This window comes from Streptomyces triticirhizae (assembly GCF_003696235.1).
GTDB classification, from domain to species: Bacteria; Actinomycetota; Actinomycetes; order Streptomycetales; family Streptomycetaceae; genus Streptomyces; species Streptomyces triticirhizae.
Window position 1 is genome coordinate 1 of record NZ_RFFJ01000354.1, and the last position, 2,620, is coordinate 2,620.

Below are 2,620 nucleotides of genomic sequence, written 5' to 3' on the forward strand. Positions count from 1 at the left end.
GGCGCGGGGGCGGCTGGCGTGGGCGCGGGGGCGCTCGGCGCGGGCGTGGGCGCGGAACCGGGAACGGGCGCCCCGGCAGGCTCGGGCGACCCGGCGGGTGCGGGCGCTCCTGCCGGAGGGGGCGCCGGTGAACTCCCGGATGTGGAGCGGCGGGCGGCCAGGCTGCTGCGCGAACGCCTCACCGCCGAGTTGGCGGCCCACGAGGCCGGCGAGGGCCTGCGGCAGGTGCGCAACCTGTTCAACCCCGTTCTGAACCTGCGGTCGATGCTGCTCCAGGCCCCCAGGGAAACCCCGGACGACTGGGCCGTGGTGGCCGCGCAGCTGCGCAACACGCCGCAGGCGCTGACCCGTTACACCGAGAGCCTGGACGCGGGCATCGCGCGCGGGCTGCTGACCGCGCCCCGACAGGCCGGGGCCATGGCCGGGCTGCTGGGCGAGATGCTCGCCGCCGACTGGTACCGGACGCTGGTCGCCGAGGGCCCCGAGGAACTCCGCGACGAGCTGGACCGCGCCGCCGACGAGGCCGCCGCCTCCCTGGACCGGCTGCGCCGCTACCTCACCGACACCTACCTCCCGGCCGCCGACGGCACCCCCGACGGCGTGGGCCGGGAGCGTTACCTGTTGGGCGCCCGCCTCTGGACCGGCGCCGCCCTCGACGTGGACGACGCCTACGCCTACGGCTGGTCGGAGTTCCACCGGCTCTCCGAGGAGATGCGGGCGGTGGCGCGGCGGGTGCTGCCCGGTGAGTCGACGCTGGCCGTGACGCGCCACCTGGAGGAACACGGCGAGGCCGTGGAGGGCGTGGAGGAAATCCGGCTCTGGCTCCAGGAGTTGATGGACCGGGCGATCGCGGAGCTGGACGGCGTCCACTTCGACCTGGCCGAGCCGGTGCGCCGCGTCGAGTCGATGATCGCCCCGCCGGGCAGCGCGGCGGCCCCCTACTACACCCGCCCCTCACTGGACTTCAGACGCCCCGGCCGCACCTGGCTGCCGACGCGCGGCGCCACCCGCTTCCCCACCTGGCAGCTGGTCTCGATCTGGTACCACGAGGGCGTTCCCGGCCACCACCTGCAACTGGCGCAGTGGGTGCACGTCGCGGAGCGGCTCTCCCGGTACCAGGTCAGCCTCGGCTCGGTCAGCGCCACCACCGAGGGCTGGGCGCTGTACGCGGAGCGGCTGATGGACGAGTTGGGCTACCTCACGGATCCGGCGCACCGGCTCGGCTACCTCTCGGCCCAGATGATGCGCTCGGTGCGGGTGATCGTGGACATCGGGATGCACCTGGGGCTGCGGGTTCCGGCGGGCGAGGACTTCCACCCGGGGGAACGCTGGACGCCGGAACTGGCCACGGAGTTCTTCCGGCGGCACACCGGGTTCGACGCGGCGTTCACGGACTCGGAGATCGTCCGCTATCTGGGCCTGCCCGGGCAGGCCATCAGCTACAAGCTGGGCGAACGCGCCTGGCTCGCCGGCCGCGAGGCGGCCCGACGCCGGGCGGGCCAGGCGGGCCACGCCTTCGACGCGAAGGCGTGGCACATGGCGGCGCTGTCGCTGGGCTCGCTGGGACTGGACGACCTGGAACGGGAGTTGGGCCGGCTGTAGCGGGGCCCGGCGGCCCGGGGCGCGCGGCACGTCGCGCGCGCCCCGGGCGCCCGTTGTCACCAGGGCACCGGGCCCTCCGCGCCGAGGAACCCGGCGGTCCCGCCGTCCGGGCCGAGCGTGGCCAGCCGCACCACGACGGCCGCGCCCTGCGCGACCGTGAGGACCCCGGCGTGGCCGTTGCTGTCCGTGGCGACAAAGCCGGGGGCGACCGCGTTGACCAGAACGCCGTCCTTCCGCAGCTCGTTGGCGTACTGCACGGTCAGCGCGGTCAACGCGCTCTTGGACGGCGCGTAAGCGGCCGAGGGCAGCAGGGAGGCGAACGGGCCCTCCGGATCGCTGGTCAGCGTCAACGACGCGGCATGGCTGCTGACGTTGACGACGCGGGGCGCCGCCGACCTCCGCAGCAGCGGCAGCATGGCGTTGGTCACCGCGATCACGCCGAAGACGTTGGTCTCGAACACCGCCCGGACCATGTCGAGTTCGACGGAGCTGGGGACCTGGTCGTGCGCCTGGTCGGGCGTGACCCGCCCGGAGCCGGTGATGCCGGCGTTGTTGACCAGCACGTCGAGGCGGCCGAACCGCTCCTCCACCGTCCGCGCCGCCGCGCGGACGGTGGCCTGGTCGGTGACGTCCAGGGCGACCGCGTGCGCGTCGCCGCCGGCCGCGCGGACCGAGGCGGCGGCCTCCTCGCCGCGCCGCGCGTCCCTGGCGCCGAGCAGGACCGTCATGCCCCGCGCGGCGAGTTCCTCGGCGACCCCACGGCCGATGCCCTTGTTCGCCCCGGTGACCAGCGCGACCTTCCGCCGCGTGGTGCCCTCGTCCCTGTCCGCCATGACCGGCTCCCTTGTCGTGTCGAGGTGGGTCCCAGCCGGAACCCGTCGTCACTACCTGGGACGAGACGGCCCGGCCGCCACTGACACGCGGCGGCGCCGCCGCCCTGCGGCGGGGGGCCCGGCCGGCCGGCCTGCCGGCGCGTCGAACGCGAGTCGGCGCCGCGTCGGCCGGCGGGCACGTGCGC

2 protein-coding genes are annotated in these 2,620 nt (G+C 75.5%); one reads left to right on the plus strand and one right to left on the minus strand.

From position 1 onward, the window contains the following. The coding region (locus EBN88_RS29505) for a DUF885 domain-containing protein (RefSeq protein ID WP_147472909.1) at nucleotides 1-1,602 on the plus strand (1,602 nt) is incomplete at its 5' end. A gap of 56 nt (nucleotides 1,603-1,658) precedes the next feature. Here EBN88_RS29505 and EBN88_RS29510 read toward each other — a convergent pair. Further along, nucleotides 1,659-2,435, minus strand: coding sequence for an SDR family oxidoreductase (locus tag EBN88_RS29510; RefSeq protein WP_122400046.1), 777 nt, complete (start codon nucleotides 2,433-2,435; stop codon nucleotides 1,659-1,661). Nucleotides 2,436-2,620: the final 185 nt, after the last annotated feature.